At 62.4% G+C, this 2,478-nt stretch carries 2 protein-coding genes; both read left to right on the top strand.

Annotated features, from left to right (window positions below; translation table 11 throughout):
• Positions 1-124 precede the first annotated feature (124 nt).
• Complete coding sequence (locus SO139_RS46000) at positions 125-1,435, top strand: hypothetical protein (protein WP_449380844.1); 1,311 nt, start codon at positions 125-127, stop codon at positions 1,433-1,435.
• 71 nt (positions 1,436-1,506) lie between these two features.
• Entirely contained in the window at positions 1,507-2,313 is an 807-nt protein-coding gene (locus SO139_RS45995) for a hypothetical protein (RefSeq protein WP_449380845.1), read from the top strand.
• Positions 2,314-2,478: the final 165 nt, after the last annotated feature.

The following is a 2,478-nucleotide window of genomic DNA, read 5'->3' as shown; positions in this document are numbered from 1 at the left end:
TGCGACGATGTCCGTGCTGTACTGCTCTCATCCAAAGACGTACCGTGCGGATGATTTTATGACACAGTAAGATTAGGACCCGATCTGCACCGCAAACGTTGATAAGGGTCATCGAAGGCGCACCATGGAAACACTCTCTGCGTATCTCGACCGGAAGCACGAGGAACTTGCATTGTTGAATGGCTGCCTTGCGAAGCCTTTGGCGCTGCGAAAGCCGGTTGCGGTCGTAGAGGTGATCGAACAGAAATTCCGCCTCGCCGCGGCGCTGAAGGCCGAACACGCCCTGCACGACTGGGCGCGCACGGAAACCGACTGGGCACATTGGGGGCGGCTGCGGGCCGGTCCGTTCGAGTTCAGCTACGATTACCAGCGTGCCGATCTCGAAGTCCGCGGTCCTCCGTTCTACGACGTCGAGGACGCCGCGACGTCGGGGACCATCTATACGTCGTCGGGCATGGCAGCGATAGCAGCGCTGCTGCTGGGCTCGGCCCGCGTGATCCCGAACGCAGACATCCTGGTCCTGCCCGGCTCCTATAGCGAGACCATCGAGCTGATCGACCGCCATGCCCGACATCTGCGTCTCGTGGCGCTGCATCGCGCGCCCGGTGAATTCGTGTCTCGCGCGGACCGGCCGAAAATTCTTCTCTTCGATTCCTGTGCGCCGGCCGCCGCCTTCGAGGCTACGCTGCGCTGCGAAGCGGGCGGGCTCGATCTCATCATCTTCGACACGACGTGCTTCTCGATCGGCTCGGGACGGGTCCGCCGCGTGCTGGGCTGGGCTCGTCGCCGGCACATTCCCGTCGTCCTCGTGCGCAGCCACACCAAGCTCGACTCCCTCGGCCTGGAATACGGCCGGCTCGGCTCTGCGACATTCATGGACCCCGACGACAGCGTGGGCGCGAAGGGCCCGCAATTGCTGGCCGAGTTGAAGACGGAAATGCGTGATGCCGTACGGCTGTTCGGCGGCGCGGCCCTGCCGGCGCATTTTCCGCCCTATGTCGGTACGAAAGCCTACCGCGTGCTGACCGACCGGCGCGTCGCGGCCATTTTGCGCAACGGTCGGCGAACAGCCCGCTGTTTTGCAGCGGCGCTTCCCGGCTCATCGGCGGAGCTGCATTTCGCCCATGGGCTCTACGTGACGCTCGCGCCGAAGCGCGGCATGGACGAGCAGCAGGTCCGGCAGATCGCTGTGGATCTGTCGGGCGACCTGAGCAGAGCCGGATTGCCGCTTCGCCACGCCGGAAGCTTCGGCTTTGATTTCGGTGCGACGGAATGGTTCCACGACACGACCAGCAATCGCTATGTCGTCAGGATCGCTGTGCCGGATCTGCCGACGCCGCTGTGGGACGAGGTCGCTCAGGCGGTGGCGCGCTGGTGGTCGTCGCGTGAGCAGGACTTTCCCGGGTGCGCTCTGCCCGCCAACGCACCCGCATAGACTCACGACTCGTCTGGACTCCTCGGCCCCGGTGAAAGGCGCTAAGGTGCGTTCAAAGGGGAATCTGCGTCGTGGAATCGTTTCCGGATCAGAAGGCCAGGTCGCGTCGACGACCGGTCATCGTTCTCGTGCTCCTGTCTCTCCTCCTGATAGCTTGCTTCGTCGCCATCTATTACGCCGGCGATCTGTCGAAGTATCAGGCCGTCGTTTCCGCCAAGGAGACTCGCACCGCCTTGCGCGACGTGACCGCTGCAGACCAGCTCGATCAGGTCGTCAAGCTGCACCCTTCCAATAAGCTGCTCAGGCTGCTTGCCCTCGCAAACAGCAACGCGATTGAGATCGATGCCGTCACGGGTAAGCTGCTGGGCGAAGTCGAGCCGAAACCGCTGCCCAAGCTCGGCGATCTCGGCGCATCCAGCCGCAGTGACCTTGACGGACTGCGCCGCGATCTCAAGAACGCAGAAAGCAATGCAGCAGGTTTGGCGCCTCGTTACGCCGAGATGATCAAGACCACGCGTGACAGGATCGAAAACGACGCGCGCTCGCTGAACCTCGGGGATGAGCAGCTCTCCGGTTTCATGGCGCTGATCGATGAGCAGCATGCGGCATGGACCGCGCTCACCTCGAAGGCGCTGGCCGCGCGGGCGGACTATTACAATGCTTTCGATAAATGTGTCGCGCTTCTAGTCCGCGAGTTCGGGGTCTACAAGGTCGCGAACGGTCAGTTCATCTTTCCCTTCCAGTCCACGGCGGACGGCTACAATCGCGCCGCGAGCGCCATGGCCGATGCGGCCAAACGCAGTTCCGAACTCGACGACGAAAGGAAGAGCCTGCGACAGTCACAGTTCGCCAAATGGAAGGCATTCGTCGACGGCTAGATCGCGATGAGATTAAGACGAGCGGCTGAGCCTGTCGCCCAGCGGGAGAGGTGCCCGGGGCTCGCACCGATTCAACCAAAACTCATCCCGCTTTAGTCTTACTGAGTCAGAAATCCACGGACCAAGCTGGGTGAGAATCGCATATTGAAGGAGATTCAACGCGAG

The sequence above is a fragment of the Bradyrhizobium sp. UFLA05-89 genome (assembly GCF_059803475.1).
Note: the sequence above shows the minus strand (reverse complement) of the source record. Positions and strands in the feature narration are given on the sequence as shown.